At 56.4% G+C, this 12,739-nt stretch carries 10 protein-coding genes and 1 pseudogene; 6 read left to right on the top strand and 5 right to left on the bottom strand.

Annotation, left to right across the window (positions count from 1 at the left end; genetic code table 11):
* Window positions 1–94 precede the first annotated feature (94 nt).
* Window positions 95–2,746, bottom strand: a complete 2,652-nt coding sequence (acnA, locus tag ACP148_RS12610; protein ID WP_421952959.1) for an aconitate hydratase AcnA — start codon at window positions 2,744–2,746, stop codon at window positions 95–97.
* 69 nt (window positions 2,747–2,815) lie between these two features.
* A complete protein-coding gene (locus ACP148_RS12605) occupies window positions 2,816–3,892 on the bottom strand; it encodes a hypothetical protein (RefSeq protein ID WP_421952958.1) in 1,077 nt (358 codons plus the stop codon).
* A gap of 220 nt (window positions 3,893–4,112) precedes the next feature.
* Between ACP148_RS12605 and ACP148_RS12600 the strand changes: the two genes are divergently transcribed.
* The 6 genes and pseudogenes from ACP148_RS12600 (at window position 4,113) to ACP148_RS12575 (ending at window position 9,576) form a co-directional block, all read left to right on the top strand.
* The gene (locus ACP148_RS12600; protein WP_421952957.1) at window positions 4,113–4,778 is read left to right on the top strand and encodes a GntR family transcriptional regulator; all 666 of its coding nucleotides are present in this window, start codon (window positions 4,113–4,115) and stop codon (window positions 4,776–4,778) included.
* Window positions 4,771–6,249 (top strand): tripartite tricarboxylate transporter permease, encoded by a 1,479-nt coding sequence (locus tag ACP148_RS12595; RefSeq protein WP_421952956.1) that lies wholly within the window; start codon window positions 4,771–4,773, stop codon window positions 6,247–6,249. The genes ACP148_RS12600 and ACP148_RS12595 overlap by 8 nt, the downstream gene beginning before the upstream one ends.
* Complete coding sequence (locus tag ACP148_RS12590; protein WP_421952955.1) at window positions 6,246–6,752, top strand: tripartite tricarboxylate transporter TctB family protein; 507 nt, start codon at window positions 6,246–6,248, stop codon at window positions 6,750–6,752. The genes ACP148_RS12595 and ACP148_RS12590 overlap by 4 nt, the downstream gene beginning before the upstream one ends.
* A 27-nt stretch (window positions 6,753–6,779) precedes the next feature.
* On the top strand, window positions 6,780–7,670 hold the full coding sequence (locus ACP148_RS12585; RefSeq protein ID WP_421952954.1) for an isocitrate lyase/PEP mutase family protein: 891 nt from the start codon (window positions 6,780–6,782) through the stop codon (window positions 7,668–7,670).
* Window positions 7,670–8,737 (top strand): AbrB family transcriptional regulator, encoded by a 1,068-nt coding sequence (locus tag ACP148_RS12580; RefSeq protein ID WP_421952953.1) that lies wholly within the window; start codon window positions 7,670–7,672, stop codon window positions 8,735–8,737. Before ACP148_RS12585 ends, ACP148_RS12580 begins: the two co-directional genes overlap by 1 nt.
* An 84-nt stretch (window positions 8,738–8,821) precedes the next feature.
* Window positions 8,822–9,576 (top strand): annotated as a pseudogene (locus ACP148_RS12575) (IS5 family transposase).
* A 249-nt stretch (window positions 9,577–9,825) separates the two neighbouring features.
* Here the strand turns inward: ACP148_RS12575 and ACP148_RS12570 are convergent.
* The 3 genes from ACP148_RS12570 to ACP148_RS12560 are packed head-to-tail and all read right to left on the bottom strand — an operon-like array spanning window position 9,826 to window position 12,691.
* The gene (locus tag ACP148_RS12570) at window positions 9,826–10,863 is read right to left on the bottom strand and encodes an NAD/NADP octopine/nopaline dehydrogenase family protein (protein WP_421952952.1); all 1,038 of its coding nucleotides are present in this window, start codon (window positions 10,861–10,863) and stop codon (window positions 9,826–9,828) included.
* A gap of 29 nt (window positions 10,864–10,892) precedes the next feature.
* Window positions 10,893–12,194: a TRAP transporter large permease gene (locus tag ACP148_RS12565; RefSeq protein ID WP_421952951.1), complete on the bottom strand. Its 1,302-nt coding sequence runs from the start codon at window positions 12,192–12,194 to the stop codon at window positions 10,893–10,895.
* Window positions 12,191–12,691 carry a TRAP transporter small permease gene (locus ACP148_RS12560; protein ID WP_421952950.1) on the bottom strand — a complete coding sequence of 167 codons (501 nt, stop codon included), beginning with the start codon at window positions 12,689–12,691 and terminating at the stop codon, window positions 12,191–12,193. Before ACP148_RS12560 ends, ACP148_RS12565 begins: the two co-directional genes overlap by 4 nt.
* Window positions 12,692–12,739 lie beyond the last annotated feature (48 nt).

The raw sequence follows: 12,739 nt of genomic DNA, 5'->3' as shown, positions 1-12,739 counted from the left end.
AGGAATTGGTGAATGCCGACGTTCAGCAGCCAACCCGGAAGTGGCCAGATGGTACGGCGTTATTGCCGGACAACATGACTGTGCCACCCATGCGTCAACTGACGCTACGAATTCGAGTGACCTGCTGCAGTGCCGTCTTGAGGACATTGCCCGAGAGTATGAACCTTGCCTCGGTCGGGGTGCGTAGGTCGACAATTAGCGGAATGGAGTGAGAGGTTCCGTCAGCCTTGGTGAGCTTAGCCCTAATATCGGCCCCTGGAAGTAGCTGTCCGTAGAGATCATCGATTGACACCGTTTCAGTGCCATCGATCTGTTCGAAGTCGGACGGCTCCGAAAATGTAAGAGGAACGATACCCATAGCCGCCAAGTTGGCACGGTGGATGCGCTCAAATGACAATGCCAGAACAGCTCGGACACCCAAAAGAGCAGGGCCTTTTGCAGCCCAGTCTCGGCTCGATCCGGTCCCATACTCGCGTCCACCAACCACGATCAACGGCGTGTCGTCCTGAGCATAGGAATTGGCTGCATCAAATACCGATACTGTTTGTCCGCTAGGCATTATCTTAGTCCACCAGCCTTCGGTTTCCGGAGCCAGTCGGTTTTGAATGCGTATATTGGCGAAGGTTGCACGCTTCATCACTTCGTGGTTGCCGCGACGACCGACATAGGTATTGAACCCGCGCGGCTCGATGCCTTTGGATAACAGGTATTCTCCGGCTGGGCTTTCGACCGGGATTTCACCGCCAGGAGAGACGTGGTCGGTGGTGAGGGAATGCCCATACAGACCGAGAATGCGCGCGTTGTTAAGGCCCTGGCCTGGCTGTCGGTCTTTCACCTTCAAGAACGGCGGCGCCATGAGATACTGGGACTGGCTATCCCAAGAGAACGTTTGGCCGGTTGGGGCCATGAGGCTGTTCCATTCGGCCGAGATTTCGGTTTGGACGCCATAGACCGATTGGTAAAAGCTCTTGTCGCCTGCGCGCATGGTTGCGCGTTGAACCGCCTGGTCTTCGGGCCAGATGTCGGCAAGATAAACCGGCTTGCCGGAGTGGTCTTGGCCCAAGGGATCGTGCTCAAAATCGATGGTAATGCGGCCTGCAAGAGCGTACGCCACGACCAGTGCCGGAGATCCCAAGTAATTGCCGCGGACCAGTTTATGGATTCGTCCGGAAAAGTTGCGATTTCCCGACAACACGCTGACGGCGACCAAATCGTTTTCGGTTATTGCCGCTTCGGCTTCAGGCAAGAGTGGGCCTGATTTGCCCCCGCACGTGGTGCAGCCATAGCCAACGACATCGAAACCGAGGGCGCGTAGCGGTTCCATCAGGCCCAAATCTTCAAGATAGCCCGTGACCACTCGAGAACCCGGGGCAAGGGAGGTTTTCACCCATGGCTTGGAAACCAGCCCCAACTGAGCGGCGCGCTGCGCCATAAGGCCCGCTCGCACCATAACCGAGGGATTAGCTGTATTGGTGCAAGAGGTGATGGCAGCAATGACGACTGCCCCATGGGTTGGGACGTCATCGAGCGCGCTCATCGGCATGCCATCTCGCACACCGAACCCGCCCTCATGGCGTGATTGATTGAGGGCATTAGAAAATGATGTTGCGACAGCATGGAGATCAATCCGATCCTGGGGACGGCTCGGGCCTGCCATGGATGTTGAGACTGCCCGGAGATCGATCTCTATCATTTCATCAAATTCGGGCTGGACATCAGCATCACGGAAAAAGCCGGCGGCTTTGGCGAATTGTTCTATCCGGTCAACATCGTCCTGGCTTCGGGCGGTGTTGGATAGGTACTCGAGCGTGCGTTCGTCGATGGGCCAAAACCCGATCGTAGCTCCATATTCGGGTGCCATGTTGGACAGGGTCGCACGATCCGGAATGCTGAGTTCGGGAATGGCGGGGCCACAGAATTCAACGAACTTGCCCACCAAATCGGTTTGGCGCAGGCGCTCGGTGACGGTAAGCGCCAGATCGGTTGTTGTGACGCCAGGACGCAGGGTGCCGCTCAAACGCACACCAACCACAGCAGGCATTGCCATTGAGTAGGGTTGACCGAGTAGCACGGTTTCCGCTTCGATTCCCCCAACGCCCCATCCCACAACGCCGAGTGCGTTGATCATGGGGGTGTGGGAGTCGCTGCCAACAACCATGTCGGGAAAGGTCAGACTGGCCTGGCCATCGGTCTCGACGCAAACCACCGGGGCGATGGACTCAAGGTTAAGCTGATGAATAATTCCAGAACCCGGCGGATGGATTGTAAGGTTATCAAAGCTCGATTGAGCCCATTTGAGGAAGACGTAGCGTTCGGAATTGCGGTCGAACTCGCGCTGAGCATTGATGGCATAAGCTGCGGAGGAGCCAGATGAATCCACTTGCAGCGAGTGGTCGACGACAAGGTCCGCTTTGACCTTTGCATCGACGCATGCGGGATCCTCTTCCTCATCAACTAAAGCATCTCGCATGGCAGCGAGGTCCATCAGGATTGGCACCCCAGTTGAATCTGGCATGATCACGCGTGGGATTTGCAGAGACAGCGCCGCACCAACGTCGCGCCGCAAGACCGCATCGATCTGGGTTCCCCCATCCGATCCGGGCTGATTGCGCACAATGTTCTCAAGAACGACACGGAGGCTATAGGGCAGATTGGCCAGACGCTCTTTGCCTACCGTTGCAAATAGGTCGACATAGGAAAGGGTCTCGCCGTTCTTTGTCACTACGGTGCCGAGTTGGCGCTTCATGGTTTTCTCCTGGGACGCGAGAAGGGGCGCGCAGCGCCCCTTCCAAATGTCGGGTGTAGCCAGCCAAGCCTATTCGAATTGCATCTCGAAGTTTTCGGTGAGGAAGTCCCGCAACCATTGGGTGTCCTCCTCGCTCATGTTGGCAACGGCCTGTACTGCCGCGTTCAGTTCCGAGCCTGCAACAAACTCATACCCTTCGGTCGCTTCAGCGGCCTCGGCCAGGAACTCTTCGTCCGCAAGCAAGCCTTCGACGGCCTCAGCGAGAGCCTCTTTTGCCTCTTCGGGGGCATCGGAGTGGATCATGAGGATCTTGCCACCATTGCCAATCGCAGTAACCGCAGCCTTGAACGCTTCCCAGACAGGGCCGGACGGGTCTTCGCCGTGAAGCTCGCGATAAACCTCTTGCACCGTTGGAATGTCTGGCGCGGCCGGATCGCGAACCAGTTCGCCCTGGTTGTCGAGCAAGCCCTGTGCAAAGAGCGGAACCGCGCGACCTTCGTCCACTGCGATTGCGGGCTGCTGAAGGTAGACCGGCGTGGTTTGGGCATCGAGATTAAGCTCACCGCGCTCGAACGCGAGATAGGCTTCGCTCTTACCCTCATAACCAATGATGGCCTGATAGTCGGCGCCGAGCAATTCAAGTCCTAAGACGGCATCGATTGTGGAGATCACCTCAGGGACGCCAAGCACGAGTGGCTGGGGCGGATCAAGCAAGTCCGAAGGGCCTTCAATTCCTGCCTCAGTGCTCCCGAAGGTGATCCGTCCCATGGGGAGCGCAACGATCGGCTCGAGATCGGCTAGCGATGCGGTGGAGCCCTCTAGTCCCAACACGATGCGCATGAGCAGCTGGCCTGTGCCCACGAGAATTTCGGTACCATCGCGCTCAGCGCGATCGACATAGTAATTCGAGGCCAGAACGCTGCCGGCGCCGGGCATGTTTTCGACCACGATGTTGGGGTTGCCCGCAATGTGCTCGCCAATGTTTTCAGCCACGAGGCGACCAAAGAAATCCGTGCCACCCCCGGGCGAAAAGCCAACAATCGCTGTGACGGTCTTGCCCTCATAGTAGGGCGCTTGGGCAGCAGCAATTGAGGTTAGGCCCAGCACCATTGCTGATGCGAGACCGCTTCTGAGTAGGCTGTGCATTTAGTCCTCCCATACGTCATAATTTGATAGCGACCCCTCAAGGTCGACTATCAATTCTGTGGCATTTCAAAAAACCAAGTGTCAACTCTTTTCTGTTGAATGCCTTCAGGGATAGTGATACGGAGCAGCAAAACGAGGGCAGTTCGCCTGGATAGCAGGCGTTTCGGTCCTGTATGGCAAAGTCTTTTGGAAGTGGCTTTCTGCTGGGGAGGGCAAAGAGTTGACAGTTGAAGCGGATGCAGGTGAAGCTTTTACCGGGAAAACTAGGACTGATACTGCGTTTGAAAGGCTGGCTGAGCTGATTGTTGAAGGCGACATCGCGCCTGGCTCTGTTGTCAACGAGGCGGAATGGGCGGAACGCCTCGAAATGAGTCGTGGGCCGGTTCGCGAGGCCGTGAGGCGCCTACAGGGGCGTCGGCTCGTGACGCGTGAGCCTTACCTCAAGGCTCGGGTGGTCATGCTGTCGACCCAAAACCTGATCGACATCTTTGAGCTGCGTGAGGCGCTTGAGGGCATGGCCTGCCGTTTGGCAACACAGCGAATGTCAGATGCAGCGATCAAAGAGATATTCGATCATCTTGACCCCGGTGCAGCTCCGAGCCCGGTGAGGTTCGACTTTCACGTCGCCATTGCACATGGGAGTGGGAACGCACGGATAATCGAGGCGCTCTGTGACGATCTTTACTATCTTCTCAGGCTCTATCGACGCCACTCAGGCGCTGCGCTCGGGCGCAGCAAGGAAGCCTCGCGCGAACACTGGCAGATTGCGAAGGCTATGATGGCACGCGATGCCGATCTCGCCGAGTCTTTGATGCGCAGCCATATCGGCAGAGCAACGACGAACCTGACGGCTCAGATTGCGGCAGCGGGAGGCGACAATGCTTGAGGCCACACTCGCCGCTTTGCCAACAATTTTTTCCATCCAGCATATGCTTCATCTCATGCTCGGGGTGACCGTCGGTCTGGCTGTTGGTGTTCTGCCTGGTCTTGGCGGCATTGTGGGCATGGCACTCTTGCTGCCCTTTGCCTACGGGCTAGATGCAATGCTTGGGCTTTCGATGCTTATTGGTGTTGCAGCCGTAACGACCACATCAGATACCTTTCCAGCCGTTTTGATGGGAATCCCCGGATCATCAGGGTCGCAAGCCACTATCATGGATGGCTATCCCTTGGCCCAAAAGGGACAGGCCGCACGGGCCCTTGCTGCTGCGTTCGCCGCTTCAATGATTGGTGGGGTGATCGGCGCAATCGCCTTGACGCTTGCTATTCCAATCGCGCGTCCTTTGGTGTTGGCGTTTGGCACGCCTGAGCTTTTGGCCTTGACGTTTCTAGGGCTTTGCATGGTGGGCGTACTCAGTGGGCGCCGCCCATTGATGGGCATCTTGGTTGCAGCATTGGGTTTGCTGATAGGCACAGTGGGTGCGGCCCCCACTTCGCCCACCTATCGCTTTGCCTTCGATCAAGACTATCTGTTTGACGGCTTCCAGCTCGTCATAATCTCTCTTGGTCTCTTCGCCATTCCTGAAATTCTCGACGTATTGGCCAAAGGCGGCGCTATAGCCAAGAATGCACCTAGTCGTGTTGGTAAGGGTTGGCTCCAAGGATTTAGGGACATTATCACCCACCGCTGGCTCGTCTTGCGCCACTCGGTAATCGGCGTGGGAGTGGGTATTGTACCCGGACTAGGCAGCGCGATCGTTGACTGGCTCAATTACGGCTATCTGGTCCAGACGGCAAAAGACAAGAGCCAGTTCGGCAAAGGCGACATCCGTGGTGTAATTGCGCCCGAGAGTGCCAACAATGCCAAAGAAGGTGGTGCGCTCATCCCTACGCTCCTTTTCGGCGTTCCGGGCAGTGCAGGTATGGCTCTTTTGTTGGGCGCGATGGTTGTGGTTGGCGTCGAGCCAGGGCCACGCATCATCGACACTAACCTCAACATTGTGGTTGTCCTCATCTGGTCGCTAGCGATCGCCAACATTGCTGGTACCATCATTTGCCTGGGCTTTAGTCGCCCGATCGCAGCGCTCACGCGGGTACCGTTCCCGGTCCTATTTCCGTTCATCTTCCTGCTTGTGACGTTAGGTGCCTATCAGGCGACGCGCCACATTGGTGATCTAGTCGTTCTGGTGGGCTTCGGTGTTCTGGGTTGGGTTATGAAGAAGCTCGGAGCGCCAAGGGCTCCGCTGCTTGTGGGTTTTATCCTCTCAACACTGGCCGAGCGGTATTTGTGGCTCACCACTTCCCGGTACGGGCTGGATTGGCTCACACGTCCAGGTGTGATCGCCATCATTGCGATTACAATCGTTCTCTTAGCTATCAGCTTGAGAAAGAAGAAGTCCGAGGAGGTTCATCCATGATGATGAACAACACCGCAGACCCCAAATATTCTGGGCTGAGCATTGCACGTCTTGTTTTCTCAGGATTGGTTGCCGGTATCGCAGTCGCCGCATACCTCTTATCGATGGATTTTGCGCGTGGCGCCCGACTGTTCCCGCAAGCTGTTTCCATTCTGGTCTTTGGCCTGGCGGTTGCCTCCATGATCGTTACCGTTTGGCAAGGGCGCAAAGCTGAGCGCGAAGAAGATGACGCTTTGGAGACATCCGACCTCACATCCGACACCGCGTTCAAAGAAGTCTGGCCCTATCTGATTTGGGTCATGGGCGCGTATTTGGGAATGTATCTGATCGGATTCTTCCCAGCAGCGGGGTTGTTCTGCTTGCTGTTTCTGTGGCGCGTGGCGCGCATGAAGTGGCTTGGCAACATCGCAATGACTGCACTGTGCCTAGTCACTGTGCTCGCACTTGGCGTGGGCCTCAACATCAGCTGGCCGCGAGGACTGCTTCCGCTCCTCCTGGCCTAATCACTATCTCAAGACAGGGTAATCGAGATGACCAAAGCAAAACGCATGCGCGAACTCTTGAACGGGGACGAGCTGATCGTTTCCCCCGGCGTGTTTGACGGCTACAGCGTGCGTCTTGTCGAACAGGCCGGGTTTAAAACGGCATCGACATCGGGGGCGGCCGTCTCCAATTCGCGTTTTGGTCAGCCTGACGTTGGCATCATGGGCATGCTCGACAATGCCCAGGCCGTGGCTCACCTTGCGCGCAGCGTCTCAATACCATTAATGGCGGACGCTGACACTGGCTATGGCAACGCGGTGACTGTGCACCATGCGGTGCAATATTTCGAAGAGGCCGGCGTGGTTGGCGTCAACCTCGAGGACCAGGTCTGGCCCAAGCGCTGCGGCCACATGGAGGGCAAGCAGGTTATTGCGGCCGAAGAAATGGCAAAAAAGCTTGAAGCGGCCTGCAACGCTCGCCGAGACGATGATTTTGTTATCGTGGCGCGCACCGATGCGATTGCGATCGGCGGCATCGAGGAAGCCGTGCGCCGCGCCAAGCTGTATGAGGCTGCGGGTGCGGACGTACTCTTTCCTGATGCCGTTCGCGGTGAAGACGACATCAAGGCGCTTCGCGACGCCATCGACATTCCCATCACCGTCAATATGGGTTTTGGTATTCGCTCTCGTCCCACAACGCCACTAATCCCACTGCCGCGACTTTCCGAACTTGGTGTCAAGCGGGTCAGCTTGCCCAGAATGCTGCCTGCCGCCGCGATGCACGCTATGCGTCAGGCCCTAACGCTGATGAAACAATCGGTCGAAACTGGTGAGACAATTGATCGTCCCGACTTGTTATTTGGCATCGAAGACATCATGGAATTGATGGACTATCCCAAGATTCGCGAGCTTGAGACACGCTATACAACGGACGCCTGATGGCGTCCGGAGCAGGAACTCGGACATGGTGGAAGCGCGGGTGGGCACTTGTGCCCGCCCTTGCTGCCGCCACGACCGGGGGTTGGGTTTTTACCTGGCTTGGTGTGCCGCTTGGCTGGATGCTTGGCTCCATGACCGCTTGTATGGTCATAACCATCTCGGGAGGACACCTAGTAAGCCCGCGCAAGCTGCGCCCCCCCATGGCGGTGCTTCTTGGACTGGCGATTGGTGCAGGGTTTCAGCCCCAGATGCTCGCCCAGATGAGCCAGTGGCTCATTTCGCTTGTTTTGGTGATCCCTATGTTGGGTTTGGTCTCCCTATTAGGTCGGGCTTATTTCTCCCGGGTCGCGGGGTATGATCGCCTTACTGCGCTGTACTGTGCCATTCCCGGGGGGCTTTCGGAAATTGTCCTGCTGGCCGAACAGACAACAGCCGATGTCCGTACGATAGCGTTGGTCCATGCCGCCCGCATTGCCATCACTATCAGCGTGCTCTCGATAGGGGTGGGCCTCTTTATCGACTTGAGCGCCGTGCAGAGCGCCGATGGGGTATCGCCCTTCGTCCCTGCCGCTGGTTCGTTCGTCGAATTGGGTATTCTTCTAGGTTTGGGCATTTTGGCATGGCGCATTGGCAAGCGCCTTAGTGTTCCCGCGCCCCACATGATGGCGCCTTTGGTTCTGAGCGCCGTCGCTCACATGAGCGGCTGGATCGTCGTGGAATTACCCGCAGTCTTGGTCGCTGCAGCCCAAGTTGTAATTGGTGCGGGAATTGGCTGCCGCTTTGCTGGGACGAGACTTGCATTCCTTGGACGGGTCTTTGTGCATGGCTTGGTCTTTGTTGCTATTGTTCTCAGTTTTTGCCTGCTGTTGGCGGTCTGTTTGACAGGCTGGGTGGGGCAGCCAGCTCCAACTATCGTTATGGCATTCTCGCCCGGAGGGCTCACAGAGTTGTCACTCTTGTCTTTGGCTGCCGGGCTCGATGCAGGCTACGTTGCTGCCCATCATCTGGTGAGACAGCTAACGGTGGTGACCGTGGCACCTTTTTTGGGTCCTCGACCGAATAGATGAATTCCTAGGGTCCAACCCCAATCAGCTTATTGAATAGATGCTGCAAATCAGATTCTTTGGCTTTGGATTGAGCTGGAGGCGTTGATGAACAGACTGTTTTGGTTGAGCGATGAAGCATGGGCGGCCATTGAGCCGCACCTCCCTCAGAACCAACCTGGGGCGCGCCGGGTTAATGACCGGCGGGTGATTTCGGGAATTATACATATGCTCAAGTGCGGCGGGCGCTGGGTTGATTGCCCTGTCGAGTATGGCCCTGCGACAACCGTTTATAATCGCTGGAATCGGTGGAGCCGTCGCGGCATCTGGGCACGCATCCTGGCCGCGTTAACCGAACAGGGCTGGATAGCCGAAACAGCCCAGATCGACAGCAGCTATATCAAGGCCCATCGCTGTGCAGGCGGGGGAAAAGGGGGGCGAAAGCCAATGCCATTGGCATCTCGCGTGGTGGCCGGACCACCAAGGTCCACGCGCTCGTCGATGTTCTGGGAAGGCCGCTCCGCCTCATCCTGACGCCCGGCAACGCCTCGGACATGACGGGTGCCGATCTGCTCATCACTCATACGATGGGCATTAAGCGGCTCATCGCTGACCGGGGATATGATGCCAATCGACTTCGGACCACTCTGCGCAGCCAGAACACTATCCCCGTGATCCCTGGCCGCAAGAACCGCAAGCGCATAATCCGTTACGATGAGAAGCGCTACAAGGACCGCTGGCGTGTCGAAGCCACGTTCTGCCGCCTCAAGGATTTCCGCCGTGTCGCAACACGATACGACAAACTCGCCCGGAATTACCTTTCCGCTGTCATGCTCGCGGCCGCAGTCGCATATTGGCTATGATTGAGTCTCGACCCTAGAATCGTTCTGTCCTGACCGCGCAGCTATAGTGGATAGGCAAACGGAGGTAGACGGAGACTTCCGGCTTCTACGCCAACGGCAGCATCGTGTCCCGTTCCGGCTATTGGTGATCAAATTTCCTTGCCATTTGAACAAGAAAAAGCACGTATTTCTTTATCTGTAATGGGGCCGAGACCGGAATGGCGGCTTGTGGTGCTGAGTCTGTCCATAGCTGCCATCAGTTGGGCGATGTCACCGTCCAGCACCGATGCTTGACCAGTGGGCTTCGACATGTGGGAGCATCATGTTCTGACGAAAAAAGTCCTCTCCAGTATATGTAGACGCCAATAATATGCCGGCATGGTGGACTGGCATCGGGACTTCGACCTGCTTTGCAAGTGCGAGGAGCGGAAGTAGGCCAAACGGAATGTCTTCGGTTAGATACCTGCTATCTATTGACTTCGGACCGGGCGTGCCAGGGCTCGCTGCAGCAACCTGACTGGCCATTTCCGACACACTCGCTCGCTCGAGCCCAGGGAAGGTCCGGAGATAATGCTCATGAACATTGCGCACGTCGAGATTGAGGTGACGGGCGAGAGCTAAGCGTTCCACGTCGAGCGCTTCGATCAGTCGCCCGACGGCCGGGGTGATGTTGGCATAGTTGTCCCAATCCTCCCCCTTTTCCATCCGGGTCAGGTTTGCCAGCGAATTGGCCAGATGGATCGGTGGATTGAGATTGCTTAGCGCCACGGCCAAGGCATTTGGCAGCCGGTGAAAGCGTTCGCCAAACAGATCTATTAGCAGTGAGTGAAGCTGATCGGGCTCGTCGGAGTTGGTTACCGCATAGTCAATGCGATCGCGAAGCGTTCCGCTCACGACGAGCGTCGGATTCCGACGTTGCGCGGTCGCGACCGTGGTGGACCAGGACACAATCGGGTTGTGACGGCCCGCATCAGCCAATTTTAATGCTGCATATTGCGAGCTGAGCGACAACTCAGCGCTGAAAATAATGACCTGTTGGGGAGTCGCGATCTCAACCAACTGGTCGATAATTTCTTTGACGCCGCTGGCGCGGCGGGAGCACACCAAGACATCGGCGCCATCGATTGCAGTTGCAAGTTCGGTGTTCAGGCTTATCAGTCCGGAAAACTCGATAGCTCCCTGGACTTCCATATGGAGGTCGGTCGTCGACGCGGAGGCGGAATGGACGACGACATCATGCCCATTATTCAGCAGCATCGCGGCATAAGTGAGCCCAACGGGCCCACCGCCAAGAACGGCAACTCTCATGAAGGATCGCTTTCAAATAGTTTCCGGCCTCAGCCGGCAATGCCAAAAGATTGCGGGAAAAAAGTCCGCGGCAAGTACAGATACAGCTCGGGCACAAAGACCACGCTGAGGATGACCAGTACGGTCAGACCGATGATCGGCAGAACCGCAAGAAAGGCTCGCGGCATTGAGACATTGCCGATTTGGGCGGCAATCAAAAGACAGATGCCGTAGGGCGGCGTCGTGAGGCCTACAGCGAGCGAAAGACAGACGACAAGTGCCATGTGAATGTCCGAAATCTGCCCCAAGGCGGTCAGTTCCTGAATGATTGGCAGGAAGATGATCACTGCAGTCATGGGACTGAGAACGGTCCCGACGATCAGACAAAAAATCATGACCATGACCATCACAGCGACCGGATGGTCCGATACCGATATGATGAAGTCGGCGACTTCACGCGCAATACCGAGATAGGCTATGAGCCAGCCCATTATGCCTGCTGCCGCAACAGCAAACATGGGAAGAGAATAGGCGACCACCGTGGAAGTCAGCAGCTCAAAGAGTTGGCGTGGCTTCACCGAACGATAGACGACGACCGCCAGGACAAGTCCCGTTAGCGCGGCGATAGACGCAGCTTCGGTCGCAGTAAAAAAGCCACTCGTGATGCCACCTAGGATGATAATTGGAATAAGCAGAACCGGCGCTGCTGTCTTTCCGGCTCGTATGCGGCCACGAAAGTCTACTTTTTCGGGATTGGCGACATTGTATGTGGAGGCCACGTAGTAGGTGTAGCCCATCTGCACCAGGCCGATCAGCAGCCCAGGTAGGATACCCGCCAGAAATAGTGCGGCGATGGAAATGTTGCCAAACGCTCCGTAAATAACAAACAGGATCGATGGGGGGATAATAACGCCGAGCGTCGAAGACGTTGCCGTCAGTGCTACGGCAAAAGGCGCGGGATAACCTGCTTTCGTCATTGCCGGGATCATGATGGCTCCAACGCTTGCGGTGTCGGCAGCGGCCGAACCCGACATTGAAGCAAACATCATGCTCACCAACACGTTGATATGGCCCAGGCCGCCTCTGATATGGCCAACCATCGATTGTGCGAAGGTCATCAACCGATCGGTGATGCCGCTATCGTTCATCAAACGCCCGAGCAAAAGGAAGAAGGGCACTGCCAAAAGAGCGAACGAATTGATGTTGGAGACCATCTGATTGATCACGGAGGTGGGAGGTAATCCCAACGAGAGAACTGTGACGAGGGACGCAACGCCGATGGCGAAAGCGATTGGCACCCGCAGGGAAATCAGAGCCAGAAAGCTGCCCAAAAGGATAAGTACCGAAATCATTCGATAGACTCCTTGCGAACCGGCTCGCCCGTCCTGAATGCCAGAATGTCGCGAATGCCAATTTCGATGGTGAATAGGATCATGGTCGCCCCGCTAATCGCCACGACGACATTTTGGTAAAAGAGGGGGAATCCCAGAGAAAACGAATATCGACGCCAACCGAGTTGGGCGTAGTCCCAGCCACTGGTCGCCATCACCCAGATCAACGGGAAACCAAGAATAAGCGCGAGAAGTTTGAGCACCTTGTTTGTGCGGATAAAGTACTCCGGGAAAATCTCCACGACGTAATGGAGCCCTTGTCTGTATCCGATCGCCGTGCCGACAAAAACGCTCCACACAAAGCAGAACATTGCGATTTCGTCAGTCCAGACGAACGACATCGCTATAAAGTTGCGAGCGAAAACCTGGAACAGCACTGTTATGATGAAGGTCGAAAACAACAGCCCGCCCAGCACTCTGAGGATGGTCTCGACTAAATCGTTTATCTTGATCAGCATGGTTGCCTCTCGAGCTTGAGATGACGCGGGAATCCCGCGTCATCTCAA

It is taken from the genome of Pelagibacterium sp., from assembly GCF_965249125.1.
In the GTDB taxonomy this organism is placed as follows: domain Bacteria; phylum Pseudomonadota; class Alphaproteobacteria; order Rhizobiales; family Devosiaceae; genus Pelagibacterium.
Note: the sequence above shows the minus strand (reverse complement) of the source record. Positions and strands in the feature narration are given on the sequence as shown.

Excerpts from the sequence above, each read along its gene's own strand:
- ACP148_RS12595 (WP_421952956.1), top strand. The coding sequence starts at position 4,771 with ATGCTTGAGGCCACACTCGCCGCTTTGCCAACAATTTTTTCCATCCAG.
- ACP148_RS12560 (WP_421952950.1), bottom strand. The coding sequence starts at position 12,691 with ATGCTGATCAAGATAAACGATTTAGTCGAGACCATCCTCAGAGTGCTG.
- ACP148_RS12585 (WP_421952954.1), top strand. The coding sequence starts at position 6,780 with ATGACCAAAGCAAAACGCATGCGCGAACTCTTGAACGGGGACGAGCTG.
- ACP148_RS12605 (WP_421952958.1), bottom strand. The coding sequence starts at position 3,892 with ATGCACAGCCTACTCAGAAGCGGTCTCGCATCAGCAATGGTGCTGGGC.
- ACP148_RS12570 (WP_421952952.1), bottom strand. The coding sequence starts at position 10,863 with ATGAGAGTTGCCGTTCTTGGCGGTGGGCCCGTTGGGCTCACTTATGCC.
- ACP148_RS12580 (WP_421952953.1), top strand. The coding sequence starts at position 7,670 with ATGGCGTCCGGAGCAGGAACTCGGACATGGTGGAAGCGCGGGTGGGCA.
- ACP148_RS12565 (WP_421952951.1), bottom strand. The coding sequence starts at position 12,194 with ATGATTTCGGTACTTATCCTTTTGGGCAGCTTTCTGGCTCTGATTTCC.
- acnA (WP_421952959.1), bottom strand. The coding sequence starts at position 2,746 with ATGAAGCGCCAACTCGGCACCGTAGTGACAAAGAACGGCGAGACCCTT.
- ACP148_RS12590 (WP_421952955.1), top strand. The coding sequence starts at position 6,246 with ATGATGATGAACAACACCGCAGACCCCAAATATTCTGGGCTGAGCATT.